This window comes from Sphingomonas sp. JC676, assembly GCF_014489075.1.
Lineage (GTDB): Bacteria > Pseudomonadota > Alphaproteobacteria > Sphingomonadales > Sphingomonadaceae > Sphingomonas.
This window is the reverse complement of record NZ_JACTGR010000007.1, coordinates 18500-42957: the sequence shown is the minus strand read 5'-3', so window position 1 is coordinate 42957 and position 24458 is coordinate 18500. Positions and strand designations below refer to the sequence as shown.

Annotated in this window: 19 protein-coding genes; 5 read left to right on the top strand and 14 right to left on the bottom strand. The window is 65.8% G+C overall.

Annotated features, from left to right (window positions below):
* Window positions 1–11: 11 nt before the first annotated feature.
* Entirely contained in the window at window positions 12–2867 is a 2856-nt protein-coding gene (locus IAG41_RS20515; RefSeq protein WP_187730557.1) for a M16 family metallopeptidase, read from the bottom strand.
* Between the two features lie 140 nt (window positions 2868–3007).
* On the opposite strand from IAG41_RS20515, the gene IAG41_RS23375 reads away from it, so the two are divergent.
* A complete protein-coding gene (locus tag IAG41_RS23375) occupies window positions 3008–4099 on the top strand; it encodes a M28 family metallopeptidase (protein WP_316251195.1) in 1092 nt (363 codons plus the stop codon).
* A 3-nt stretch (window positions 4100–4102) separates the two neighbouring features.
* Here the strand turns inward: IAG41_RS23375 and IAG41_RS20505 are convergent, their stop codons facing one another.
* The 3 genes from IAG41_RS20505 to IAG41_RS20495 all read right to left on the bottom strand — a co-directional run bounded on the left by IAG41_RS20505 (window position 4103) and on the right by IAG41_RS20495 (window position 8933).
* Window positions 4103–4390: an ExbD/TolR family protein gene (locus IAG41_RS20505; protein WP_187730555.1), complete on the bottom strand. Its 288-nt coding sequence runs from the start codon at window positions 4388–4390 to the stop codon at window positions 4103–4105.
* The gene (locus tag IAG41_RS20500) at window positions 4387–6513 is read right to left on the bottom strand and encodes a penicillin acylase family protein (protein WP_187730554.1); all 2127 of its coding nucleotides are present in this window, start codon (window positions 6511–6513) and stop codon (window positions 4387–4389) included. Before IAG41_RS20500 ends, IAG41_RS20505 begins: the two co-directional genes overlap by 4 nt.
* 104 nt (window positions 6514–6617) lie before the next feature.
* On the bottom strand, window positions 6618–8933 hold the full coding sequence (locus IAG41_RS20495) for a TonB-dependent receptor domain-containing protein (RefSeq protein WP_187730553.1): 2316 nt from the start codon (window positions 8931–8933) through the stop codon (window positions 6618–6620).
* A 250-nt stretch (window positions 8934–9183) separates the two neighbouring features.
* Between IAG41_RS20495 and clpB the strand changes: the two genes are divergently transcribed.
* Complete coding sequence (gene clpB / locus IAG41_RS20490; RefSeq protein WP_187730552.1) at window positions 9184–11766, top strand: ATP-dependent chaperone ClpB; 2583 nt, start codon at window positions 9184–9186, stop codon at window positions 11764–11766.
* A gap of 99 nt (window positions 11767–11865) precedes the next feature.
* Here clpB and IAG41_RS20485 read toward each other — a convergent pair whose 3' ends face one another.
* From IAG41_RS20485 to xseA, 4 genes are all read right to left on the bottom strand, one after another.
* Window positions 11866–14907 (bottom strand): TonB-dependent receptor domain-containing protein, encoded by a 3042-nt coding sequence (locus IAG41_RS20485; protein WP_187730551.1) that lies wholly within the window; start codon window positions 14905–14907, stop codon window positions 11866–11868.
* A gap of 263 nt (window positions 14908–15170) precedes the next feature.
* A complete protein-coding gene (locus tag IAG41_RS20480; RefSeq protein ID WP_187730550.1) occupies window positions 15171–16028 on the bottom strand; it encodes a M23 family metallopeptidase in 858 nt (285 codons plus the stop codon).
* The gene (locus tag IAG41_RS20475; protein WP_187730549.1) at window positions 16025–16228 is read right to left on the bottom strand and encodes a DUF2093 domain-containing protein; all 204 of its coding nucleotides are present in this window, start codon (window positions 16226–16228) and stop codon (window positions 16025–16027) included. Before IAG41_RS20475 ends, IAG41_RS20480 begins: the two co-directional genes overlap by 4 nt.
* A 22-nt stretch (window positions 16229–16250) precedes the next feature.
* Window positions 16251–17630: an exodeoxyribonuclease VII large subunit gene (gene xseA / locus IAG41_RS20470; RefSeq protein WP_187730548.1), complete on the bottom strand. Its 1380-nt coding sequence runs from the start codon at window positions 17628–17630 to the stop codon at window positions 16251–16253.
* Here xseA and purD point away from each other — a divergent pair.
* Both purD and IAG41_RS20460 read left to right on the top strand, forming a co-directional pair.
* Window positions 17629–18891, top strand: a complete 1263-nt coding sequence (purD, locus tag IAG41_RS20465) for a phosphoribosylamine--glycine ligase (protein ID WP_187730547.1) — start codon at window positions 17629–17631, stop codon at window positions 18889–18891. The two genes, xseA and purD, sit on opposite strands and share 2 nt — an antisense overlap.
* Window positions 18892–18995: 104 nt before the next feature.
* Window positions 18996–19652, top strand: coding sequence for a hypothetical protein (locus IAG41_RS20460; RefSeq protein WP_187730546.1), 657 nt, complete (start codon window positions 18996–18998; stop codon window positions 19650–19652).
* A gap of 46 nt (window positions 19653–19698) precedes the next feature.
* Here IAG41_RS20460 and IAG41_RS20455 read toward each other — a convergent pair whose 3' ends face one another.
* The 4 genes from IAG41_RS20455 to IAG41_RS20440 form a co-directional block, all read right to left on the bottom strand.
* On the bottom strand, window positions 19699–20997 hold the full coding sequence (locus tag IAG41_RS20455; RefSeq protein ID WP_187730545.1) for a hemolysin family protein: 1299 nt from the start codon (window positions 20995–20997) through the stop codon (window positions 19699–19701).
* 95 nt (window positions 20998–21092) lie between these two features.
* On the bottom strand, window positions 21093–21521 hold the full coding sequence (locus IAG41_RS20450; RefSeq protein ID WP_187730758.1) for a nucleoside deaminase: 429 nt from the start codon (window positions 21519–21521) through the stop codon (window positions 21093–21095).
* Between the two features lie 49 nt (window positions 21522–21570).
* Window positions 21571–21756: a YqaE/Pmp3 family membrane protein gene (locus IAG41_RS20445; protein WP_187730544.1), complete on the bottom strand. Its 186-nt coding sequence runs from the start codon at window positions 21754–21756 to the stop codon at window positions 21571–21573.
* On the bottom strand, window positions 21753–22034 hold the full coding sequence (locus tag IAG41_RS20440; RefSeq protein WP_187730543.1) for a hypothetical protein: 282 nt from the start codon (window positions 22032–22034) through the stop codon (window positions 21753–21755). Before IAG41_RS20440 ends, IAG41_RS20445 begins: the two co-directional genes overlap by 4 nt.
* A gap of 150 nt (window positions 22035–22184) precedes the next feature.
* Between IAG41_RS20440 and rpmB the strand changes: the two genes are divergently transcribed.
* Window positions 22185–22481, top strand: a complete 297-nt coding sequence (rpmB, locus tag IAG41_RS20435; protein ID WP_187730542.1) for a 50S ribosomal protein L28 — start codon at window positions 22185–22187, stop codon at window positions 22479–22481.
* A 73-nt stretch (window positions 22482–22554) separates the two neighbouring features.
* On the opposite strand, the gene IAG41_RS20430 is transcribed toward rpmB, so the two are convergent.
* Window positions 22555–23544, bottom strand: coding sequence for an esterase-like activity of phytase family protein (locus IAG41_RS20430; protein ID WP_187730541.1), 990 nt, complete (start codon window positions 23542–23544; stop codon window positions 22555–22557).
* A gap of 185 nt (window positions 23545–23729) precedes the next feature.
* Window positions 23730–24452 carry an acetoacetyl-CoA reductase gene (phbB, locus tag IAG41_RS20425; RefSeq protein WP_187730540.1) on the bottom strand — a complete coding sequence of 241 codons (723 nt, stop codon included), beginning with the start codon at window positions 24450–24452 and terminating at the stop codon, window positions 23730–23732.
* Window positions 24453–24458 lie beyond the last annotated feature (6 nt).

Genomic DNA, 24458 nt, shown 5'->3' with positions numbered 1-24458 from the left:
CTCTCTCCTGATCAGTTGGCCGCGGGCTTTGCGGGAGACGCTACCGAGGCCGCGGAAACCACCTCGACAGGCAGGCCGAGGCTGTCAAGCTGCGGCTTCACCTTGGCGGCATCGCCAACCACCACCCAGACGAACCTGTTCGGATCGAGAGCCCCGCGTGCCGCAGCGTCAAGCTGGGCCGCGGTCATGCCGCGATATTTTTGCGCGATGGTGGCGTAGAAGTCGTCCGGGCGATGCCGGATGTCGTTCTGCTGCATCGCGCCGAGCACCGCGCCGGAGGTTTCGAATCGGCCCGCAAGACCGCGGACATTGCCGTTGATCGTCCGCTCGAGCTCGGCATCGGTGACGCCCTTGCTGGTCAGGAACTCGCGCACGTCCTGGCGCAGCGCCTGGATCGACTCGCCGGTCTTGTCGGCCTGGACCGGCGCGCGGATGACATAGGGCACCGCCTTTTCCAGCCAGGTGAAGCCGCCGTTCACGCCATAGGACCAATGCTTCGCCTCGCGCAGATCCATGTTGATCCGCGACAGGAAATCGCCGCCGAGCACTTCGTTCGACGTCATCGCGACGAGCAAATCGTCGGTGGGACTGAGCGGGGTCATCTGCGCGGCGAGGATCACCGACTGGGGCGAATCCGGGCGATTGACCAGGACGATCCTGGGCGAGGCCTGCACCGCCGCCTGGCCGAAATCCTTGACGCCGGCGGCGCCCTCGCCCCGCCAGTTGCCGAAGCGCGCCTCGAGCGCGGCCTTGACCTGGGCGAGCGGGAGATCGCTGACGACGAAGATCTTGGCCTTGTCCGGGCGGATCCATGCCTTGTGGAAGGCGACGAGATCGTCGCGGGTCAGCGCCTTGATCGCCACCGGATCGCCCGAGCCCGCGGCCATCTTGGCATAGGGGCTCGCGGCTCCGTAGAGCAGAGGCGGCAGCGCGCGGCCGCCCAGTCCCTCGGGGCTGGTCAGCTCCTGGGCGATACCGGTCAGCGTGCTCGCGCGGATGCGCTCGACCTCGGCGGGCGCGAAGGCCGGATGGCGCACCACATCGGCGAACAGATCGAGCGCGCCGCCAAGGTTCGCGCTGGGCGCGCCGAGCGTCAGATAGGTGCGGTCAGCCGAGCTGCCGCCGCCGATATCCGCGCCCAGCCGCTCGCGCGTCTCGGCGATGGCGGTCGAATCGAGGCTGGTCGTACCCTCGTCGAGCAGCGACAAAGCCAGGCTCTGGGTGCCAAGCTTGCCCGCCTGATCGGCGGCGACGCCCGCATCGAAGCTCAGCACCACCTGCGAGATCGGCACCGCGGTGCGATTGGCGTAGATCAGCTCGACGCCGTTCGACAGATGCGTGCGCTCGACCTTGGGGAAATCGAGCTCGCCGATCGGGCTGACCGGAGGTAGCGGACCGCGCGTGCCCTTGACCGCTTCGGCCTTGGCACCTGCGACCGGCTTGGCGACGGGAACTGTCGCGGCTTCCTGATAGGCTTCGCGCTGGCCGGGCTCGACCGTGATGGTCACCGATGGGCGGGTCAGCCATTTGGCGGCGGCGGCCTTCACTTGCGCGGGCGTGACGTTCGCCATCGCCGCGAGCTGCTTCTTGAAGAAGGCAGGATCGCCCGAATAAAGCTCGCCCTGGGCAAGCGCGACCGCCTTGCCGCCGAAACCGCCGACCGATTCGAGACCGGCAATGCGATCCGAGACATTGGTGGTGGCGACGCGCCGGACCTCGTCGGCGGTCGGGCCGTTCTTGATCAGATCGGCCATGATCTCGTCGAGCCGCTTGCCGACCAATACGGGATCGACGCCGGGCTTCACGATCGCCTGGACCTGGAAGATCCCGAGCTGCGCCATCGACTGGACGCCGGCCGAAACCTGCACGGCCACCTTCTCCTTGCGGACCAGCGCATTGTCGAAGCGCGAGCTGGCGAGGCCGCCGAGCACCTGGCCGAACACGTCGAGCGGAACGGCATCGGGATCGTTGAGGCCCGGCACCGCCCAGGTGCGCAGGATCATCGTCGCGGCGACATTGTCCTTCAGCACCGCGCTCTTGCTCGCGGTCAAGGTGGGGACCGGCACCTTGGGCAGCACGCTCTTGGGACCGGCGGGGATGGCGCCGAAATATTTCTCGACGAGCGGGCGCGCTTCCTTGGCGTCCACATCGCCGGCAAGCACCAGCACCGCATTGTTCGGGCCGTAATGCGAGCGGAACCAGTTCTTGACGTCGGCAAGGCTGGCGGAATCGAGATCGGTCATCGAACCGATCGGCGTGTGGCCATAGGGATTGCCGGCGAGCAGCTCCTCCAGGACCTTGTAATAGATCAGGCCATAGGGGCGGTTGTCGTTCTGGCGCTTCTCGTTCTGGACGACACCGCGCTGCTCGTCGAGCACGTCCTGGGTGATCGCGCCGGTGAGCCAGCCCATGCGGTCGCTCTCGAGGAACAATGCGCGATCGAGCGCCGGGCGGGGCACGGTCTCGAAATAATTGGTGCGGTCGAAGCTGGTGGTGCCGTTGAAATCGGTGGCGCCGACCTGCTTCAGGGGTTCGAAGAAATCGCCGGGCGCATTCTCCGACCCGTTGAACATCAGATGCTCGAACAGGTGTGCGAAGCCGGTCTTGCCCGCCGGCTCATGCTTGGAGCCGACATCGTACCAGGTCGAGACCGCGACGATCGGCGCCTTGCGATCGGTATGGACGATCACGCGCAGGCCATTGGCGAGGGTGAATTCCTGGTACGGCACGTCGACCTGCTTGACGAGATCGGCCACCGGCGCCGGCTTGGCCGACGGCGCGGGCGCGGCCACCTGCTGGGCGGAGACGGGTACGGCGACAGCCAGCGCACAGGTTGCGACGCTGCAGAACAACAGGAACGATTTCATGGATGTCGGAAATCCCGCAAAAGGTTGCAGATGAAACAATAGCGCGGCGCTCGCGGCTCGCAACTGAAACCCGCGCGCTTGCGGACCCAGTTTTTTGGTCTAGCCTGAGCGGCTTGCCTTTCGCTTTTCAAGGACCCTTGATGCGCCTGTCCCTGTTTTTCGCCGCGGTTACGCTCGGCCTCGCGCCGGTGGCGCTCACGCAGTCCGCGGCCCAGGGGCCGACCGCGACCGACGAGCCGCAATTCAGCGCCGATCGCGTCCGCGCGGACGTCACCTATCTCGCGGACGACAAGCTCGAGGGCCGCTTCACCGCCAGCAAGGGCTATCTGACCGCGGCGGCCTATGTCGCCGAGCGCTTCCAGGCGCTGGGCCTGAAACCTGGCGGCACCGACTATCCGTGGTTCCAGCTGGTGCCGATCCGCCTTCCCGCGGGAAAAGTCACGCGGACCTATAAGGCGCCGAACGTCATCGGCATCCTGCCTGGGTCGGACCCGGTGCTCAAAAACGAATATGTCGTGCTGAGCGCGCATCTCGACCATATCGGGGTGGATCCGAGGCCCGGAAGCGACAAGATCTACAATGGCGCGATGGACAATGCCGCCGGCGTCGCGACGATGCTGGAGGCGGCGCGCGCCTTCATGACCAGCGGCAAGCCGCCGCGGCGATCGATCCTCTTCGTAGCGCTTGCGGGCGAGGAGGAAGGGCTGCTCGGCTCCTCCTATCTGGCGAAGAACCCGGTGATCGGCACCGGACGCGTGGTCGCCGACGTGAACCTCGACATGCCGATCCTGCTCTACGATTTCCAGGACGTGGTCGCGTTCGGCGCCGAGCATTCGACCTTGGGGCCGATCGTGGCGGCGGCGGGTGCGAAGATGGGCGTGACGCTGTCGCCGGACCCGATGCCCGAGGAGAATTTGTTCGTCCGCTCGGACCATTACAGTTTCGTCCAGGCGGGCGTGCCGTCGGTGTTCCTCGTCACCGGATTCAAGAATGGCGGCGAGAAGGCGTTCCGCAGCTTCCTGAAGACCCATTATCACCAGGTGTCGGACGACCTGTCGCTGCCCTTCGACTGGAATGCCGGCGCAAAGTTCGCGAAGCTCAACTATCTGATCGCCCGCGAGATCGCCGACGGCGACGTAGCACCGCTATGGTATGACCGGGACCCGTTCGGCGAACGCTTCGCGCCCAGGGCGCCAAAGGCACCGAGGCCGGCTCCGGCGGCAAAGCTCTGACGATCAGGGCTTCGGCGGCGGCTCGCTGAAAAATCCGATCCGCACCAGACCCGCCATCTGCAGGCGATAGATCGTACCGCCGATGCAGCGATACGGTGTCCGGTCCGTGCCGCGCAGCGACACCTCCCGCTTCTCCCGCACCCATTGCCGGGCGCGCCGATCGAGATCGTTCTCCGTGATCGGAGTGCCGCCGATAGCCGCGCCGCAGGTCTCGCCGTCCCAGGTAATGTCGATACGGACGGGCTCCGCCGTCTGAGCTCCGGCCAGCAGCGCGGAAAGCAACAAGATCATGGCCGGTAGCTTCGCTCGATATGCCCCTTCAACTGCGCGGGATCGAACCAGACCGGCTTGAGCTTATGCTCGACGAACAGCTTCGCCTGATCGGTATAGTGCGGCGACTCCGGGCGGGTGCTCGCTGCACCGAAGGGCTGGATCGACTGCGACGATACCTTGCCCGCCTTGTCCCAGGTGATGAACATGATGAAGCTGTCGCCATGCTTGATCGCGAGGCGGCCGTCGGGAAGTTCGTCATAGCTCGTCGCGGCGCGCAGCGAATCCGGGCCGCCGTCGAGCGGCAGATCGACCTTGCCCTGCTGCAGGCGGATGAAGTCGCCGAGCGGCAGGTCGAGCCGCCCGAAATGCTTGTGGAGATAGCTCGCGGCTTCGACGAGCACCTTGCGCGGATCGGGCTTGGGCTTGCGCTCGTAATGCCAGCGATTGGGGACGCGCAGGATCGAGAAGGCGAGGCTGTCGGCCGGTCCCTTGCCGTCGAAGTTCCAGTCCCACTGCGCCAATAACTGATGTGCGCGGGCGAGCAGCGGATCGCCCTTCGGATCGACCGCGAGCAGCTCGCTGTACCAGGCACCGAGATACCCCAGCCGGCTGACGCCGCTGTCGAACTTGATCCGGTACAGGTCCTCGGCGCGGATCGACGGGTTCGCGCCCATCAACTCGAGCGCGCGGGTGCCGCGATTGGTGGTGTCAGTCTCGACGCCCAGCAAGGGTGGTTGCCGCGGGATCTCGGAGCCCTGCCCCGCCGCCTGATAGGGCGAATTGTTGGCGTTGATCAGGAAGCCCGAGGCGGGGTTGATGTTGCGCGGGACCATGCTCCACGGAACGGTGCCCGGCGCGTAGGCCTTCGAGGTGTCACCCGGCAGGACCTGGGCATAGTTGAAGCCCGGCTTCCGATTGGGGAAGCTGGCATTGTAGAAATAGGCGATGTTGCCGGCGGCGTCGCCATAGAGGAAGTTGGTGCCGGGCACCCCCTGGATGGCCAGCGCCGCCTGCCACTGGGCGAAATCCTGCGCGCGGTTCAGCCGGTAATATTCCTCGACCATCTTGAGCTGGTCGGCGCCACCATAGCGGAGCGCGTAGCTGCCCTCCCTGTTGCGCACGACCGGACCCTGGACGGCGCGGGAGACGGTCTTGGGGACGGGCAGCACGAACGGCCCCCACAATTTCACCGGCAGCCAGACGGTCTGCTTCTCCAGCGGCCGCCACTCGCCGTCGAAGCGATAGCGATCGCCATCGGTGACCAGCTTGTAGACGTCGATCATGTCGGGGCGGTTGACCGTGTTGGTCCAGCCGAGATGCTCGTTATGGCCGAGCAGCGGATAGGGCGCGCCGGGAAACGTGGCGCCGGCGAAGTTCCACCCCGCCTGGGAATGCACGACCAGCTCGTACCAGGCGGCGCCGCCGCGCCAGGGCTGGTGCGAATTGGAAACGAGCCTAGTGAAGCCGTCCGCCGAGCGCTTCGGCGCGACGACGAAGGCGTTCGATCCGGCTTCCTGGGGGTTGGGGCCGAGCGGGGTGACGTCGGGCGCGTCGGGCTGCGGACCGGCACTCTCGACGGGAAGCGGCTTGTCCCCCGCCAGCGCGCCGAGCACCGCATCGAGTCCGAAGAAGAAGGGCGAGCGCAGGACGAAGCCGGTGGCGATGTCCTGGCCGTTGACAGGGAAAAGGCGGGAGAGGCGGACCTCGCCCGGATGCTTCTCGGCGTAACGGTTGAGGCCCGCAGCATAGCCGTCGAGCAGCGCGCGCACGTCCGCGGGCTGCTTGTCGTAATCGCGCGCGACCGTGGCGCGGGCGCCGAGCAGATGGACGACGAAATCGGTCTTGGCGCCGTCCGCGCCGGTCATCGCGCCCAGCCGGCCGCGCGTCATCGCCACCACTTCCTGGAGGGTCGAGAAATCGTCCTCGGCATGGGCATAGGCAATGCCATAGGCGACGTCCGGGTCGGTCTTCCCGAAGATATGCGGCACGCCGAAATTGTCGCGGGCGATGGTGACGTCGTAGCTGTGCGCCGGCGGCGGTGCCGCGCGGGAGGCGAGCAAAGGCTCCCAGCTGGCGAGCCCGATCGCGACGAGAACGACCAGGACGAGCACCGTCAGCCCGATACGGCGGAACCATTTCATGAGCATCCTCCCCCGCGCCGTTCCGCGCTTCGCGCATCTTGTCGGGGAGGTCGCGGAACAGGTCAATGCCGGGCGAGCGGTCTCCCGCCCGCCCGGTACCCGATTTAGAAGCCGGCCTTCAGCGTCAGGAAGAACTGCTGCGGCGCGCCGGCCATCAGCGTCTGGTTGTCGCCCGAATTGCCGAAGCCGTTCGTGCCGATCGTCGAGACGTACTTCTTGTCGAACAGGTTGGTGACATTGCCCTGGAGCTCCAGGTCATGGCCGCCGAGATCGAACTTGTAGCCGAGCGTGGCGTCGACGATCACCCGGCCCTCGACCGACTGGTCGTTGGTGTAGGTGAAGTAGCGCTTGCTCATATAATTGGCGCCGATCCGGACGTTGAAGCCCGAATTGTCATAGGTCAGCTCGCCCTTGAGCATGTGCTTCGGCGCATCGACCACGGTCTTGTCGGCGGTGGGGACGACCACCTTGGTCGGCACGCCGGCCACGATCGAGTTGGTGATCACGTCGTCACGATAGGTCGAGTCATTGTAGCTGTACGAGGCGAACAGGCCGAAGCCGCTGCCGAGCTTGAGGTCGCCGGTCGCCTCGACGCCGACCGAGCGGACATCGCCGACATTCTGCAAGATCGGCGGGTTGCCGACGATGCCGGCGCCGACGGTGACCGCGAGCAAACGGTTGCGGAAGTTCACATAATAGCCGGCGAGCGAGCCGGTGAAGGCGCCGCGATGGAAGCGGCCGCCGATCTCATAGGTGTCCGACTGTTCGGGCTTGAGCTTGGTGGCGCCGCCGAGCAGCGCGTTGAAGCCGGCCTGGGTGGTGGCGAACGGGCCCGTCGTCGCCGAGGCGACATAAGCGCGCGTCACCTGGGTGAAGCCGCCGAACAGCTCGGCACCGGGCATGACCTCATAGGCGAAGCCGGCATGTGGCTGGAACCAGTCGGTCACCTTGATCTCGCCGCCGGCAAGTCCACCGCCAATGATCGGATTGGCGCGATCGGTGACGCTGAAGCCCTTCCAGCCGAGATTGACGGTGAGCGGGCCGAAACCGAGCTTGTCCTCGACATAATATTGGAAGGTTTCGGTCTTGTACTTCCAGTCCCACTGGGTCGCGAACGAATCGCTCTGGAAATCGAGGCTGTCGCGACCCGGATCGGTGCGGCTGGTAAGGCCGTAGAAGCGCCGCGCCTGGCGGAAATCATTATTCTCGTACCAGCCGCCGACGGTCAGATCGTTGAATGCCAGCTTGGTGCCGATATCGCCGAACACGCCCTTGCGGCGGATGTCGTACTCGGTGGTGCGGATGGAGATCGGCACGCCCGAGGGCGAGGCAGTGTATGGGGTGAACCAGATGCCCTGGCCATGGTTCGAATGGTAATAGCCCTTGAGCTGGCCATGCACGTCGCCGGTCGCTTCCACGCCCAGCGAGGCGAGATAATCCTGGCGCAGGCCAGCGGCGTCGAAATAGGCGTCGTCGGGATTGGCGAAGGGTGCCGGATAGACGGTGCCTGCCGCCGGGTTAGTTGGCGTCACGCCCGTATAGCCGGTATTCGCGCCGACATCGGCGACCTTCACCGCCAGCGCATAATCGTTCGAGATATTGTCCCAATCATAGCCCAGGCGCTTGATCATCCCGAGCGACATGTCCTGATAATCATTCTCGCGGCGATCCGAGAAATCGAAGGTGCCGACCGCGCGGACCGTGTCGTTGAACGGCATCACCGCCTTGGCATTGACCTGGTTGATGCGCTGCGAGCCCCAGCCCTTCCACTTGTCGGTGTCCGAATGGACGAAGGAGACCGAGACGCTGGGCCCGCCGGCGCCGAGCTCGCCGGTGTCGAGCCGGCCGAACACGCGCCAGAAGCTGTCGCTGCCGCTGGTGGCGTTCACGTCGACGCCGAATTCGCGCGAGGGATCGCGCGAGAAGAATTCGAGCGTGCCGCCCAGATTGTTGGTCGCCTGCGTGCCGATCGAGCCCGACCCCTGCGACACGCGCGTCTGCGCGATGTTCTCGCTGATGATCGCGCGGCTGATGTGCAGGCCGTTGACGTTGCCATAGCTGGCGTCGCCGAGCGGGATGCCGTCGAGCGTGAAGCCGAGCTGGTTCTGGTTGAAGCCGCGGATCGAGACGCGCTGCGCCCATTCATAGGCACCGAAGGGATCGGCGCCCTGGAAGTTGACGCTGGGAAGCTTCTCGATCGCCTTGAGCGGGCTGGTACCGGGCGTGAGCTCGGCGAGATCCTGCTGGCCGAGTTCCTGGACCTGGCGCGTCTCGCCCCTGCCGATCACGACGATGTCGCCAGAGCCGCTATCGTCGGCCGCGGGCGCCACATCGACTGCGGTGACCGCGCTTTGCGCGAACGCTGTACCGGAAATGAAAATCGACGAGCTGGCCAACAGGGCGGCTGCAACCTTGCGCATGCGCATGTTCCTCTGGGAAATGGCGTGGACCCTTCGCCCACGTCCGCCGCCGCTAGGCCTTGTGCATTGCAGCATTTGGTGAGTTGCATGGCAGTTCGGCTACGATCGCGAGACAGGTTTCGGACAGGCGGGAAAGCCGTTGGATTTCCGCGACCAATCTCCCCATGTTGCGTTCGGGGGCCGCGCAATGCGCCTCTTGTGTGGCCAAAATGCCACACTATCTGCTGGCAATCAGCAAACAGGGACGATCATGAATCTCGAAAAATTCACCGACCGCGCAAAGGGTTTCCTGCAATCGGCGCAGACGGTCGCGATCCGGATGAGCCATCAGCGGATTTCGCCCGAGCATCTGCTCAAGGCGCTGCTCGAGGACGAGCAGGGCATGGCCAGCGGGCTGATCTCGGCCGCGGGCGGCGACGCCAAGCGCGCGGTGACCGAAACCGATCTCGCGCTGTCGAAGATTCCGGCGGTATCGGGCAGCGGCGCGCAGGCGACGCCGGGGCTCGACAATGATCTGGTGCGGGTGCTCGACCAGGCTGAGCAGATCGCCACCAAGGCCGGCGACAGCTTCGTAACGGTCGAACGGTTGCTGGTCGCACTGGCCCTCGGCTTCAACACCGCGGCCGGCAAGGCGATCAAGGCATCTGGCGCGACCCCCGAAGGGCTGAATGCGGCGATCAACGAGATCCGCGGCGGCCGCACCGCCGATACCGCAGGCGCCGAGGACCGCTACGACGCGCTCAAGAAGTTCGCGCGCGACCTCACCCAGGCGGCGCGCGACGGCAAGCTCGACCCGGTGATCGGCCGCGACGAGGAGATCCGCCGCACGATCCAGATCCTGGCGCGCCGCACCAAGAACAACCCGGTGCTGATCGGCGAGCCCGGCGTCGGCAAGACCGCGATCGCCGAGGGGCTCGCGCTGCGCATCGTAAACGGCGATGTGCCCGACGGCATCAAGGACCGCACGCTGATGGCGCTCGACATGGGCGCGCTCATCGCCGGCGCGAAATATCGCGGCGAGTTCGAGGAGCGGCTGAAGGGCGTGCTCGACGAGGTGAAGGCCGGCGAGGGCCATATCATCCTGTTCATCGACGAGATGCACCAGCTGATCGGCGCGGGCAAAAGCGAAGGCGCGATGGACGCGGGCAATCTGCTCAAGCCCGCGCTGGCGCGTGGCGAGCTGCACTGCATCGGCGCGACGACGCTCGACGAGTATCGCAAATATGTCGAGAAGGACGCGGCGCTGCAGCGGCGCTTCCAGCCGGTGTTCGTCGGCGAGCCGACGGTCGAGGACACGATCTCGATCCTGCGGGGCCTGAAGGACCGGTACGAGGCGCACCATCAGGGCGTCCGCATCACCGACGCCGCGATCGTCGCCGCCGCGACGCTTTCCAACCGCTACATCACCGACCGTTTCCTGCCCGACAAGGCGATCGACCTGATGGACGAGGCCGCCTCGCGCATCCGCATGGAAGTCGAGTCGAAGCCAGAAGAGATCGAGACTCTCGATCGCCGGATCATCCAGCTCAAGATCGAGCGCGAGGCGCTGCGCAAGGAAACCGATGCGGCATCGAAGGATCGGCTCGCCAATCTGGAAGCCGAGCTGGTCAATCTCGAGCAGCAATCGGCCGAGCTGACGACACGCTGGCAGGCGGAGAAGGACAAGATCTCCGCCGAGGCGCAGCTCAAGGCGAAGCTGGATGCCGCGCGCACCGAGCTGGAGCAGGCGCAGCGCGCTGGCGACCTCGCGAAGATGAGCGAGCTCAGCTACGGGACCATCCCCGCGTTGACGAAGCAATTGGAGGAGGCGCAGGCCACCACCAAGAGCGCGATGCTGCGCGAGGAAGTGACCGCCGACGACATCGCCGGCGTGGTCAGCCGTTGGACGGGTATCCCGGTCGACAAGATGCTCGAGGGCGAGCGCGAGAAGCTGCTTCAGATGGAAGAGGCCCTGGCCAAGCGGGTGATCGGCCAGGCCGATGCAGTGAAGGCCGTCGCGACCGCCGTCCGTCGCAGCCGCGCGGGGCTGCAGGATCCGAACCGGCCGCTCGGCTCGTTCCTGTTCCTGGGGCCGACCGGCGTCGGCAAGACCGAGCTGACCAAGGCGCTCGCCGAATTCCTGTTCGACGATTCTTCGGCGATGGTGCGGATCGACATGAGCGAGTTCATGGAGAAGCACTCGGTCGCGCGGCTGATCGGCGCCCCTCCCGGCTATGTCGGTTATGAGGAAGGCGGCGTTCTAACCGAAGCGGTTCGACGTCGGCCTTATCAGGTCGTACTGTTCGACGAGGTCGAGAAGGCGCATGGCGATGTATTCAACGTGCTCCTCCAGGTGCTAGACGACGGGCGGCTGACCGACGGCCAGGGCCGAACCGTCGATTTCTCGAACACGATCATCATCCTGACCTCGAATCTCGGCAGCCAATATCTCACCAATCTGGGTGAGGGGCAGCGGGTCGAGGATGTCGAGCCGCAGGTAATGGACGTCGTCCGCGCCCATTTCCGGCCCGAATTCCTCAACCGGCTCGACGAGATCATCCTGTTCCACCGGCTGGCGGCGGATCACATGGCGCCGATCGTCGACATCCAGGTCGGGCGCGTCGGCAAGCTGCTCGCCGATCGCAAGATCAGGATCGAACTCACCGATGCGGCGCGGGCCTGGCTCGGGCGCGTTGGGTATGACCCGGTATATGGCGCGCGCCCGCTGAAGCGCGCGGTGCAGCGCTATCTGCAGGATCCGCTGGCCGACATGATCCTGCGCGGCGACGTGCGCGACGGATCGACGGTGAAGGTCGACGAGGGCGACGGGGCGCTCAAACTGGCCGTGGAATAGCCGCGGCCGAGCGCGGCTTGCGATCGGCGCTGCTGAAAATGGGCACAAAAAAGGGGCCGCTCCCGAAGGAGCGGCCCCGATCTTTTGCGTCCGTTCGGCTTAGAAGTTGAACTTCGCGCCGGCGCGGAACATGCGGCCGTAAATGCCGTTGCCCGCCTGGACCGGGTTGTAGAGGAACGCGCCGTAAGTGACCGCGTCAACCGGCGGCATCTTGTCGAGCACGTTGAGCACGTTCGCGTAGAAGGTGAACTGGTCGTTGACCTTCACGCTGCCGCTCAGATCGAACGTCGTGTAGCTCTTCACGCGGCAGGGCACGTAACCGGGCGAGAGACCGCAGTCACCATAGCCCGTGCCCTGGTCCATCGCCGACAGGTCGTAACCCGAGGTGTAGTTGACCACACCGGTCAGCGTGAACGGACCCGAAGCGAACGAGTTCACCCAGTTACCCTTCCAGCGGAAGGTACCCGAGCCGGCCGTCAGGTTGAAGTTGCCGAGCGTGTCGACATACGTCTCCTTGGTGCCGTCCGGGAACGTCGTGCTCAGCTCGAGGATGAGGCTGGCTTCGAGGTTGCTGGTCCAGGTGACCCCGCCGATGTCGAACTTGGCGTTGGCGCCGAAGTCGATGCCTTCCGACTTGATCGTGTTGGCGTTGATCAGCTGCGATTCAACGAACGCGATCTTCGGACGGGCATTCGGGTTGTTGGGATCGACCGCGTCGGCAACCACATTGTAGCCGGCGGGGATCGCCGTGCCGGCATAATATGCCGCAACGGCAGGCGCCGACGACGGCGCGGTGATCGCTCCGGTCTTCTTGATGTTGTAATAGTCGACCGTGAGCGAGACGTTGTGGATCGGCTCGAAGTAGATGCCGGCAGTGAAGCTGCGCGACTTCTCAGGCTTCAGGTTCGGCGAAGCCAGCGTGGTGAGACCGATCGAGTAGGTGGTCAGGTAGGTCGGGCAGCCCGGGAGGTTGCTGGCCGAGCAGACACCGCCGGTGGGGGTGCTGTACTGCGCCAGGAATGCCGCCGGGATGTTCGAGATCGACTGCGACACATAACCGGTGGTCGGCAGGGCGTTGGCCTCACCGAACGACGGGATGCGGAAGCCCTTCGAATAAGTACCGCGGAGCGAGACCTGCTTGATCGGCGTGATCTTCACGCCAACCTTCGGCGAGAACGCGCTCTGACCCGACGAGTAGTGATCGTAGCGGCCCGAAGCGTTGACTTCGAGCTGGTCGAGGATCGGAGCGTTGATTTCGCCGAACGCCGAAGCGACCGTACGATTACCGACGGTACCGAACGCGTTGAGCACGAAATAGCGCTGGGTCGGACCGTTATAGTCGGGGTTGCCGCTCGGCGAGTCGACGGCTTCGTAGTAGATCGAGCCACCGACACCGATCTGGAGCGGACCGCCCGGCAGATCGAACACCGCCTTGTTCACGCTCAACTGCGCCTGATACAGATCCGACGAGTTGAAGCCGACGTTGCTCGGCGTCAGATAGTCCATCACCTTCTGGGTGTTGGCCGACGGATTGACGAAGTTGTAGCTGCCGTCGGCGATCACATCGAGCAGGTGCTGGATGTAAACATAGCCTTCCTGGCGACGCTTCAGGTCGGTGTGCATTGCCGTCGCGTCGAAGCGATAGTCCCAGTCACCGAACACGGTGCCGCTGATGCCGAACGCCGCACGATACACCTTGCTGCGGGTCTCGTTGAACGTCGGATCGGGCAGACGGCCGGTGATGCGCGCGATATTGCCTGCAGCGGCGAACGGGTTGTTCGGGTTGAGGACGCCATTGGTCGCATCGCAGTTCACGCGCTGCGGGCAGACATAGACCGGCAGGGCGAGAATGCCCGACCCGGGTGCCGACGGCGGCGCGAATGCTGCCGAGGTCGTGAAGCGCGGATAGTCGATGCCGGTCGGCGCGTTGCCGCGGATCGTGCCCGGGAAGCCGTTATAGTTGACCGTGCTCTGCTGGAAGTTGAACGCCAGATAGGCTTCCGACGAATCGCCGATGCGGGCGGTGAAGCGCGCCGAACCGCCGAAGCGCTCGATGTTCGGTGCAACCGCGCCGTACTGGCCGGTCAGATCTTCCTGGCAGACGAACGTCGGCGTCACGGCCGAGGCGGCCAGATCGGCTGCGGTCGGCGTGTACGACATGCCGCTGATGCAGGCCGAGTTCGGGTTCAGCTTCTGGTAGCGGCCAACGGCGACGCCGCCGTTCTGGACGCCGTTCGAATAGCCGACATTGGTGTACGGACGGACATAGAAGTCGGTCGGGATCGCGAAGCCGCCATAGTGGCCAGCCTGGTCGAGACCGTTGATGATGCCGTTCGGACCGCAGGTGCCGTCAAAGCAGATGTTGCGCTGGTCGTCCGTGTTGAACGGTGCCGGCAGATCCTTGTTGTAGACTGCTTCGCTGCGATAGAAGAAGCCGCTGAGATAGGCGTTGTAGCCCTTCTCATCGAGGTCGCCGGTGCCGGCGGTCAGCGTGAAGCGCTGGTTCGCACCGAAGCCGCGCTCCGCAATGCCCGCTTCGACGCGGCCCGCAACGCCCTGGAAGCTCTTCTTGGTGATGATGTTGACCACGCCCGCGATCGCGTCGGCGCCGTAGCTCGACGAAGCGCCGTCACGCAGAACTTCGATACGGTCGACAATGTCGTCCGGGATCGTGTTGAGGTCGACGAAGTTACGCGAACCGTCGTCGGCGAGCGGGTAGTAAGCGGCGCGCAGGCCGTCGAACAGAACCAGCGTCGAGTTGGTCGACAGACCGCGCAGCGAGATCGACGATGCACCGCCGGCGAACGCGCCGTTCGCGGTGAACGAGTTCGTCAGCGACGGACCGTTGTTCGACGAAAGCTGCTGGATCGCGTCCTGAACGGTGTTGATGCCGCGCTGATCGAGCGATTCGGCGGTGACGGTGGTCACCGGCGACGGCGTGATCGTGCTGGTCGAGAACAGCGAACCAGTGACGACGATGTCCTGGCCCTGGCCCGCATCCTCGGTCGCGGGCGCGGTCTGCGTTGCCGGTGTCGTGGTATCCTGCGCCATCGCAGGCGCAGCAAACAGCGCCCCTGCGCCGATCAACGCGAGCGCCGACAGAGCCGTGCTCCCGCGCAAAGTGATTTGCGTCTTCTTCATGGAATTCCCTCGCTTTTCCGGCCGTTTTGCGATGTGCCCCGGGCCGGGATGTCTCCCCGCTAAGCCGGATGTGCGCAGCGCGCACGTCGGGCAAAGCTTGGAGCGATGGATAAGCGAGACCTGCGCGCTGTAAAGCCGGCATTCATGTTTGTGCGGTGCGTTTTGAAGAACTGTAGCCAAAAAGCCACATTTCGGGGTCGAATATTGCGCCCGCGCCACCAGCGCTGTTCGATTATGTTGCAAACGCGAAAACCCATGCGCGTTTATTTGGCAGAAGGCATCGGTCCCGCGACGAGAAGCGGGTCGATCCGGGCATCGCGCCACTTGAGACCCCAATGAAGATGCGGTCCGGTCGCACGTCCCGTCATCCCCACCGCGCCGATCGACTGCCCCCGCCGTACCCGATCCCCGATTCGCACGTCGATTCGCGACAGGTGCATGAAGGCGCTGTTGAGCCCCATGCCGTGATCGATCATCAGCAGGTTGCCTTCCAGCGTGAAGGGCCTTGCCGCGGCCAGCACGACGACACCGTCCGCGGGCGCCAGCACGATCGTGCCGGTCGCGCGGGCGATGTCGATTCCGGCATGATAGGCGCCCGGCTCGCCGGCATAGATTCGCTGCGAGCCGAACCGCGTCGAGATACGGCCGGTGAGCGGCCATTGGAACGTCTGGCGCCAGCCCTCCGCATCGGTCCGCATCGCCCGCGCCGCCTCGAGCTCGGCGAGCTCACCGGGACGCACCCGCTCGAATTCGGGGGCGGGCACGGGAAATCTCGGGAGCGTGGGGAGCCGGGAGATGTTCCAGGCGCGCGGGGCGATGGCCAACGTCTCGCGCACATCACCGCCGTTCGCCAACTCTGCGACCAGGGTCGCCGTCGGCCCCGCATCGCGATCGAACGCGATCAGGAAGCGGCCATCGGACGCGACCGGAATCGCGATGCCATCGAGGTTGAGCTGGCGCGTGCCCGGCGGTGCGGTGCCGATCGCCATGCCGCCCTGGATCAACGAGCCCTGCAGCCGGAACGCGCCGGATAGCGGGGCGACCTGCGCCCCGATCGGTTGGAGGGGAACTGCGAACGGCACCAAGAAAAGCGCGGCGCACAGCCGCGCGAAGGAACTCATTTTGCGTGGATCGTCCGCATCGCGATCTCGGCGCTGGCATAGGGTTCTTGGGCGGAGACGCTCCAGTAGCGCAGCTCGTCGAGCGGAATGCGCTCGCCGCTCGCCACGCAGACGACATGATCGCCGGGTGAAAGCACGCGGAAGCCGTTCGCCATATAGTGAAGGCGCGCCGCGCGGGCGGTGGTGTTGGACATCAGCATAAGCGCGCGATCCTTCGTCTATTCACAACAGGCTGGGCTGTTCGGGCTTGGTTGTAACATAGGATTTGCCGGCGGGACGCTCAACCCGCGCGTCGACCGCGCCGTCTCCAAAATGGAGCGTCACGGCCTGCGCCGCGCGCGCGCCCTCAGCGCTGCCGATCACCTTGCCGGTGCCGCGCGCCTCGACCCAGGCATAGCCTTTCTCGAGCGGGCGATTGGGATGGACGAGATCGAGGTGCCGGCCCATCGCCTCAAGCCGGTGCTGCGCGGCGGCGAGACGCTGGTCGAGCATCGCGGGCCGGAGCGCACCCGACGAGCGATCGAGCTGGCCGCGCGCCAAGGTCACGCGGCGTTCGAGCGCGCGATCGAGCCGGCCGCCGAGATCGTCCATCTTCTGGCGCTGCGGCCCGAGCAGCGCATCGCGGCGCGGCAGCACGCGGACCAGCGCCGCCAGCCGCTCGCCGGCGCGCTCGTGATAGCGGCGGGCGCAGCGCTCGGTCCTGAGCGCTAGCGTGGCGATCGTATTGGCGACGTCGGCGAGCACCGGAACCGCCATCTCCGCCGCCGCGGTGGGCGTCGGCGCGCGCAGATCGGCGGCGAAATCGGAAAGGCTGGTGTCGGTCTCGTGCCCCACCGCCGAGATCACGGGGATCGAACAGGCGGCGATCGCGCGGACCACGACTTCCTCGTTGAAGGCCCAGAGATCCTCGATCGATCCGCCGCCGCGTGCGACGATTAGGAGATCGGGCCGCCTTACCGGACCATCCTCCGGCAACGCATCGAAGCCACGGATCGCCGCGGCAACCTCGGCCGCGGCGCCGTCGCCCTGCACCTTCACGGGCCAGACGATGACATAGCTGGGGAAGCGATCGGCGAGGCGATGCAGAATGTCGCGGATCACCGCGCCGGTGGGCGAGGTCACCACCCCGATCGTGCGCGGCATATAGGGGAGCGGCTTTTTCCGCTCGCGATCGAACAGCCCCTCGCCCGCCAGCTTGGCCTTCAATTTCTCGAACAGCGCCATCAGCTGGCCTTCGCCGGCCAGCTCCATCCGCTCGATCACGATCTGGTATTTGGAGCGGCCGGGATAAGTGGTGAGCTTGCCGGTGACGATCACCTCGATACCGTCCTGCGGGGCAAAGGCGAGTGCGGACGCGGCACCGCGCCAGATCACCCCGTCGATCACCGCATCGGCATCCTTGAGCGCCAGATAGGCGTGGCCCGAAGCCGCGCGCTTCCAGCCCGAAATCTCGCCGCGGAGGCGGACATGGCCGAACTCGCCCTCCACCATCCGTTTCAGCGCAAGCGAAAGCTCGCTGACACTGAGCGGAGCCGCGTTGTCGCCGGGCACCGCCTCGGCTACGAGCCGCCCGGATGACGTATCGGGAAAGGGGTCGGCCATGAACGTCCTGCTATTGGGATCGGGGGGTCGCGAACATGCGCTTGCCTGGAAGCTTGCGCAATCGCCGCTGCTGGACAAGCTCTATGCGGCACCGGGCAATCCGGGAATAGCCAAGTATGCCGAGCTCGCCGATATCGCGATCTCGGATCAGCGCACCGTGATCGATTTCTGCCTGCGCCATTCGATCAGCTTCGTCGTAATCGGACCCGAGGCGCCGCTGGTCGCAGGGCTCGGCGACAATCTGCGCACCATGGGTATCGGCGTGTTCGGGCCCAACAAGGCCGCGGCGCAGCTCGAGGGATCGAAGGGTTTCACCAAGGACCTGTGCGCACGCGAGCGCATCCCGACCGCGGGCTATGTCCGCGTCGAATCGCGCGACGGCGCGCTCGCCAGCCTCGAGGATTTCGGCCTGCCGGTGGTGATCAAGGCCGATGGCCTGGCCGCCGGCAAGGGCGTGACCGTCGCGTTCACGCATGAGGAAGCCGAGGAGGCTGTGCTGGCGATCTTCGCCGAGCCGGGCGGCAGCGCGGTGATCGAGGAATTCCTGGAAGGCGAGGAAGCCAGCCTGTTCGTCATCACCGACGGCACCACGATCCTCCCCTTCGGATCGGCGCAGGACCACAAGCGAGTCGGCGACGGCGACACGGGGCCGAACACCGGCGGAATGGGCGCCTACAGCCCTGCCCGCGTGCTCACCCCCGCGCTGGAGCGCGAGGCGATCGAGACGATCGTGCGGCCCACCGTGGAAGCGCTGGCGCGTGCCGGCATGCCCTATTCGGGGGTGCTCTACGCCGGGCTGATGCTCACCCGTGCCGGCCCCAAGCTGATCGAATATAATGCCCGGTTCGGCGATCCCGAATGCCAGGTGCTGATGATGCGGCTGCAGGACGATCTGCTCGAACTGATGCTCGCCACCGGCAGGGGCGAGCTCGCCGGACGACCCGCCCCGCGGTTCAGCACCGAGACGGCGCTCACCGTCGTGATGGCGGCGAAGGGCTATCCCGGCACGCCCGAGACCGGCGGCGCGATCCGCGGGATCGACGCAGCGGAGGCGACCGGCGCGCGCGTGTTCCAGGCCGGCACCCGGCTGGACGGCGACACGCTGGTGGCAAGTGGTGGGCGCGTACTCAACGTGACCGCGATCGGCCCCAATGTCCGCACTGCCCAAGCCGCCGCCTATCGCGCTGTCGATGCGATCGACTTCCCGACCGGCTTTTGCCGTCGCGACATCGGCTGGCGCGAGGTCGCGCGGGAAAAATAAAGCCGCTCGGCGCGGCGCTTCGACCGCATCGCCGTTGGACGCATCTCCAACCGACGCTATGCAGGGCGCGAAGTCCGCTTCTGGATAGCGTCGGGAGGGCGCAGATGAACGATATGGCAACCCCGCCCGCCGCCTTGCTGAACGGCGACCAGGGATGGCTGACCCTGCCCTTCGCGTTGATCGCGCTCGGCGTGCTCTTCGCACTCTACATCATCGTCTGGGGAACGCGCCTGGCGATCCGCCGTCGCCATGCGCGGGACGAGCTGCAAGATCGCGGCGAAGCGCATTTCCCAGACGAGCCGGTCCCAGCACCGCCTTCCGCGCCGACACCGCCGGTCGCGCCTGCCCCGCCGCCGATCGCCGAGGCGCCGCTTCCGGCGATGCCGCCCGCCCCGCCCGAACCGGAGATCGCACCCGAGCCGCCGATCGCCGACGAGCCGATCGCCGCCGCCGCGCCGCTCGATGCATCGCCGGCCTCGCTCGCCGCCGACGTTCCTGCGCCTCCGCCCCCTTCGGCTTCCGGCGGCGACGATCTCACGCGGATGAAGGGCGTCGGCCCCAAGCTGGTCGATCGCCTGAAGGAGCTGGGCATCACCAGCTTCGCCCAGCTTTCGACGATGAGCCCGGACGAAGCCGCGGCGCTCGACGCGCAGCTCGGCAATTTCCAGGGGCGCATCCACCGCGACCGCTGGATCGAGCAGGCCCGTTTCCTCGCGGCAGGCGATGTCGCGGGCTATGAGGCGACGTTCGGGAAGCTCTGAGCTCCTACGCGGATCGACATTGGCGAGTGGTTGGCGTGACGACTGCCTAGCGCTCGTCGCGCACCAGCAGCTTGTCGATCTTGCGGCCGTCCATGTCGACGATCTCGAAGCGCCAGCCCTGCTCGGCGAACACCTCACCCTCATTGGGCAGATGCTTGAGCACCGCAAGCGCGAGACCCGCGACGGTGGCGTAGTCGCGGTCCTCGGGCAGATCGATGCCGAGCCGTTCGGCCAGTGCATCGGCGGGCATCTGGCCCGAGACGAGCAGCGAGCCATCCTCGCGCACCACGACATTGGGGTTGTCGCCGGGATCGGCGTCCGACGCGAACTCGCCGGCGATCGCCGCGAGCAGATTGGCCGGGGTCACGATGCCTTCGAAATGGCCATATTCGTCATGGACCAGGCCCATCGGCACTTCGGCGCGGCGCAGCGCCCCTAGCGCGTCCATTGCATCGACCTGATCAGGCAGGATCGGCGCGGCGCGCATCAGCTTGCGGAGATCGAGCGCCTCGCCGCGGAACAAAGCTGCGGCGATGTCGCGCGCCTGGACCACGCCGATCACCGAATCGACCGATCCCTCCGCCACCGGCAGCCGCGTGTGCGGGGTCGCGAGCAATGCGTCGCGAATACCGGCGCCGTCGAGCGACACGTCGAGCCAGTCGACCTCGGTGCGCGGCGTCATCACTTCGCGCACCGGGCGATCGGCCAGGCGCACCACGCCCGAGATGATCGAGCGCTCATGTTCCTCGATCACGCCCGACTTGCTGGCCTCGGCGACGATCAGGTGCAGCTCCTCCGCCGTCACGCGATTCTCGGATTCGCGCTTGAGGCCGATCAGCCGGAAGATCAGCGCGCTGCTCTTGTCGAGCAACCACACTACCGGCGCGGTGATCCGGCTGAGCCACAGCATCGGCAGCGCCATGATCGCCGCGATCGGCTCGGGCGAGCGCAGCGCGAACTGCTTGGGCACCAGCTCGCCGACGACCAGCGAGGCATAAGTGGTGAGCGCGATGACCAGCGCGATGCCGACGGTATGCGCGGTTTCGGGGCTGAGCCCGGTCCAGGCGAGGCGCTGCGCCACCGGCTCGCCCAGGCTGGCGCCCGAATAGGCACCCGCGATAATGCCGATCAGCGTGATGCCGATCTGGACGGTCGACAGGAACTTGCCGGGGTCGGCCGCGAGCAGGATCGCGGTCGCCGCGCCCTTGTTGCCACTCCGCGCAAGCGCCTCCAGCCGCGCGGTGCGCGCGGAGACGATTGCCAGCTCGGACATCGAAAAGACGCCGTTCACAGCGACGAGCACGAGGATGATCGCTACGTCGATCCAGGGAAAAGGGGCGTTCATGATGAAGCCGACTCCATATCCGCACTATGCCGCTCACTACAACCGGCAGTCGCGAGACTTTCGGTGCAGAGGCGCAACAGGCGTGCGCAATTGCGTCAGCGCCGCTCCCGGAAGAACTCCCTGAGCATATTCCCCGCTTCGACCTCGCCAATGCCCGAATAGACTTCGGGGCGATGATGGCAGGTCGGCTGGCCGAAGAAACGCGGGCCATGCTCGATCGCGCCGCCCTTGGGATCGCCGGCAGCATAATAGAGGCGCCCGATCCGCGCATGCGATATCGCCCCGGCGCACATCGCGCAGGGCTCGAGCGTCACCCAGAGGTCGCAATCCTCCAACCGGTCCCGGCCGAGTATTCGCGCCGCCTCTCGGATCGCCAGCATCTCCGCATGCGCGGTGGGATCACGGAGCGTGCGGGGCGCGTTGCCGGCGCTCGCGACGATCTCGCCCTTCCACACGATCACCGCGCCGATCGGTACCTCGCCCTGCTCGGCGGCGGCTTGCGCCGCCTCAAAGGCGGCACGCATCGGTTCGGGGAGCTGGAACATCGGACGCGGCTTAGCGTCCTCGCCCCGATCAGGCGAGTGCCGGACGATTCTCCGGCCGCAGCACCGTCCAGAGCGCGAACGCCATGCCGGGAAGATATCCGAGCACGGTCAGGATGCAGTCAATCAGGAAATCCCGCCCCGGCCCGCGCGCCAGATAGACGCCGAGCGGAGGCAGCAGCAACGCCGCGGCGATTCGGCCGGGCGTCGCACTCATTGTGCCGGGGTCGGCTTGGCGGCCGGCTTCACGTCGATCGTGGGCGTCGTCACGGTGGTGTTCTTCATCTCCACCGTCGGCACCTGCACGGTGGTATTGGTGGTGCCCAGGCCGATCGAGCCGGTCTCCGCCTTGACCTTGGGCAGCTCGCCGCCCTTGGTGTTGACCGTGACCGTGGGGAAGCTGCCGCTCTGCATCTGGAGATTGAGCATCCCCAGCGACATGAGTATGACGACGACGACGGCAACAAGGCCGACCAGCACCAGGATTGCACGCATCGTTTCTCTCTCCGATTGAATCGCTTGCGTAATTAACGCCGCATCTGCCCACTCGGTTGCGTCGAAAAGAGTGAATCGGTTGACGTGGCCCGCCAATGGGGTTATCGGCGCGGCCTTTCCGGCTTCGGCCAAAATTCAGGATTTCAAGCGATGTCGCGCATTTGCGAGCTGACCGGCAAGGGCCGGCAGGTGGGAAACAACGTTTCGCACGCCAACAACAAGACCAAGCGCACCTTTCTGCCCAACCTGCAGAACGTGACGCTGATGTCTGACGCACTCGGCAAGAGCGTGCGCCTGCGCGTCTCGACGCACGGCCTGCGTTCGGTCGAGCATGTCGGCGGCCTGGACAATTGGCTGCTCAAGACCAGCGACGAGGATCTCTCGCTGCGCGTCCGCCGTCTGAAGCGCGAACTGCGCAAGAAGACCGCGGAAACCGCCGCGGCCTGATTCGGCCCTAGCGATGACGGCATAGGCCCGCTCCCGCTTCGCGTGGGGGCGGGCCTTGCCGTGTCTGGCCGACTTACAGATCCAGGCGGAATTTGAGCAGCAGCGATTGCTGCCACCATTCATTATTGTCGTCCGAGGCGATCCACAGAATCGTCGTGCCGCTCTCGCGCGTGATCGCCAGTGCTTCGAAATTGTCATGCTGCACCGGCGCCGCGAAGGTGGCGATCTCGGCGCCCCGCAATACCGTCCCCGCCTTGGCGCCGCGAATATCGACCACGGTCAGCTTGGCGGTGAACAGATCGCGCAGCGTGATTCGCCGGTTCACCACCAAAAGGCGGCCATCGGGCAGTTCAGCCGCATCGCTCGGGTCATATCCCTTGGGCGGCACATAAGAGAGAACAGCAATCGGGCCGGCAGGATCGGTCGGATCGCGGGCAAAGATCAATGCCACACGCTCGCCTCGCCGATGCCCACCATCGGGCCGGGTCGTCTCGCTGATCACCATGAAGCGACCGTCGTGCAGCCGCACCAACGATTCGGCTCCGCCACTTCCAGACCAGTCCCTCATGACCGGTGGCCGCGCCGCACCTTCGCCTTTCAGAAAATTGCCATCGTAGCGCCAGATCGCATTGCGCTGCTCGAAACCCACCCAGAATTTTCCGGCCACAGGATCGTACGTGAGCGATTCCGAATCGCGATCCTCCCTGAACGCGCCGGTGCCCGGTCCGCTCGGCAGATCGGCAAAGCGGATCTCGCGAGCCCGCCAATCGCTGCCCATGCGGAACTGGACGATGTTGCCGCGATCGCTGAGCAGCGTGAAGCGGTCCCCCAGCACCTGCATCGCCGAAAAGCCGCCAAAGACCCGATCGCGACTGACGAGGCGCGCACCGCCTAGATAGGTGAGCGCGCCGAGCCGCGTGCGCGCGGGATCGGATGGATCGAGCGGCACGCGAACCGTGCGCATTTCGGGTACGCTGCCCAGCCTGACGCGCAGCGTGTCGCTGGACGAATCCGGTATCAGGGCCAATAGCAGGACGCCGAATTTCAGGAAGCCGAACCGCATCCCCTACGCTCATACCCGTTATGCGGAGGGCATCCAGCGATCAATTATGAACGCCAGATAACCAATTCGTTCAGCTTCAAATCAACGGAACCCCGGTAGAAGGGGCTCGTTGTTCGCGTATCGATCCCTCGCGTAGCGTATCGAGGGCTGGGGGCCGGTTCGAAAGAACCGGCCCCCATCGACTCTCAGTACATATGCTGTCCGCCGTTGATCGACAGGGTCGATCCGGTGACGAAGCCCCCTTCTTCCGAGCACAGGAACACCACACCGCGGGCGATCTCGCTCGCCTGGCCCAGTCGGCCCACCGGGATCTTCGCGACGATCTTCTCGAGCACTTCGGGCGGTACTGCGGCGACCATGTCGGTATCGATATAGCCAGGCGCGATCGCGTTCACGGTCACGCCCGCGCGCGCGCCTTCCTGCGACAGCGCCTTGGTGAAGCCATGGATGCCCGATTTAGCGGCTGCGTAATTGACCTGGCCATATTGACCCGCCTGCCCGTTGATCGAGCCGATATTGACGATCCGTCCCCATTTGCGGCTGCGCATGCCCGGAAACGTCGCGTGCGCCATGTTGAAGCACCCGCCCAGATTGACGCGGATCACGTCCTCCCACATGTCCCGGCTCATCTTCAGGATCGTGCCGTCGCGGGTGATCCCGGCGTTGTTGACGACGATATCGACAGGACCCAGCTCCGCCTCGACCTGGGCGACTCCCGCGGCGCAGGCATCGAAATCGCCTACGTCCCATTTGTAGCTGGCGATGCCGGTGCGCTCGGTGAAGGCATTCGCCTTCTCCTCGTTGCCGGCATAGTTGGCGGCGACCGTTACGCCATGCTCCTTGAGAGCAAGGCTGATCGCCTCGCCGATGCCGCGGGTGCCGCCCGTCACGATCGCTACGCGTGCCATATGCCA

Bases quoted from the DNA above. Each gene is read 5' to 3' on its own strand.
- IAG41_RS20515 (WP_187730557.1), bottom strand. From the start codon at position 2,867: ATGAAATCGTTCCTGTTGTTCTGCAGCGTCGCAACCTGTGCGCTGGCT.
- IAG41_RS23375 (WP_316251195.1), top strand. From the start codon at position 3,008: ATGCGCCTGTCCCTGTTTTTCGCCGCGGTTACGCTCGGCCTCGCGCCG.
- IAG41_RS20505 (WP_187730555.1), bottom strand. From the start codon at position 4,390: ATGATCTTGTTGCTTTCCGCGCTGCTGGCCGGAGCTCAGACGGCGGAG.
- IAG41_RS20500 (WP_187730554.1), bottom strand. From the start codon at position 6,513: ATGAAATGGTTCCGCCGTATCGGGCTGACGGTGCTCGTCCTGGTCGTT.
- IAG41_RS20495 (WP_187730553.1), bottom strand. From the start codon at position 8,933: ATGCGCAAGGTTGCAGCCGCCCTGTTGGCCAGCTCGTCGATTTTCATT.
- clpB (WP_187730552.1), top strand. From the start codon at position 9,184: ATGAATCTCGAAAAATTCACCGACCGCGCAAAGGGTTTCCTGCAATCG.
- IAG41_RS20485 (WP_187730551.1), bottom strand. From the start codon at position 14,907: ATGAAGAAGACGCAAATCACTTTGCGCGGGAGCACGGCTCTGTCGGCG.
- IAG41_RS20480 (WP_187730550.1), bottom strand. From the start codon at position 16,028: ATGAGTTCCTTCGCGCGGCTGTGCGCCGCGCTTTTCTTGGTGCCGTTC.
- IAG41_RS20475 (WP_187730549.1), bottom strand. From the start codon at position 16,228: ATGCTGATGTCCAACACCACCGCCCGCGCGGCGCGCCTTCACTATATG.
- purD (WP_187730547.1), top strand. From the start codon at position 17,629: ATGAACGTCCTGCTATTGGGATCGGGGGGTCGCGAACATGCGCTTGCC.
- xseA (WP_187730548.1), bottom strand. From the start codon at position 17,630: ATGGCCGACCCCTTTCCCGATACGTCATCCGGGCGGCTCGTAGCCGAG.
- IAG41_RS20460 (WP_187730546.1), top strand. From the start codon at position 18,996: ATGAACGATATGGCAACCCCGCCCGCCGCCTTGCTGAACGGCGACCAG.
- IAG41_RS20455 (WP_187730545.1), bottom strand. From the start codon at position 20,997: ATGAACGCCCCTTTTCCCTGGATCGACGTAGCGATCATCCTCGTGCTC.
- IAG41_RS20450 (WP_187730758.1), bottom strand. From the start codon at position 21,521: ATGCGTGCCGCCTTTGAGGCGGCGCAAGCCGCCGCCGAGCAGGGCGAG.
- IAG41_RS20445 (WP_187730544.1), bottom strand. From the start codon at position 21,756: ATGAGTGCGACGCCCGGCCGAATCGCCGCGGCGTTGCTGCTGCCTCCG.
- IAG41_RS20440 (WP_187730543.1), bottom strand. From the start codon at position 22,034: ATGCGTGCAATCCTGGTGCTGGTCGGCCTTGTTGCCGTCGTCGTCGTC.
- rpmB (WP_187730542.1), top strand. From the start codon at position 22,185: ATGTCGCGCATTTGCGAGCTGACCGGCAAGGGCCGGCAGGTGGGAAAC.
- IAG41_RS20430 (WP_187730541.1), bottom strand. From the start codon at position 23,544: ATGCGGTTCGGCTTCCTGAAATTCGGCGTCCTGCTATTGGCCCTGATA.
- phbB (WP_187730540.1), bottom strand. From the start codon at position 24,452: ATGGCACGCGTAGCGATCGTGACGGGCGGCACCCGCGGCATCGGCGAG.